The sequence below is a fragment of the Pseudoalteromonas sp. S1612 genome, assembly GCF_005887175.1.
GTDB classification, from domain to species: Bacteria; Pseudomonadota; Gammaproteobacteria; order Enterobacterales; family Alteromonadaceae; genus Pseudoalteromonas; species Pseudoalteromonas undina.
Window position 1 is genome coordinate 1 of sequence record NZ_PNDH01000212.1, and the last position, 283, is coordinate 283.

Annotated in this window: 1 protein-coding gene; it reads left to right on the plus strand. The window is 40.3% G+C overall.

Annotated features, from left to right (window positions below):
• Positions 1 to 21 precede the first annotated feature (21 nt).
• Positions 22 to 283, plus strand: a 262-nt coding sequence (locus CWB78_RS18745; RefSeq protein WP_138596876.1) for a hypothetical protein, incomplete at its 3' end; no start/stop codon positions are given.

Below are 283 nucleotides of genomic sequence, written 5' to 3' on the forward strand. Positions count from 1 at the left end.
ACAGTTAGTTGGCAAGGATGAGTGCATATTAACCCATTTGGCACAACTGACAGTGAGTTAGTTTTAGCGGGTGTGACAGGTTTTTCTGATGAGGCAGTTGATTATATTGGTATTTCTACTGGCCAAACCGGGGTTATTAAACAGTATGTAGTAAATAGTGTTTTATCTGGTGAGTTACCTTTTACTCTTAATGATGAGTTTATCTGTTTTGCTGCAGGTATTGAATACCGCAAAGAAGAGGGAGCAGAAACGCCTGATGAGTTCCGTCAAGATGGTATGACTC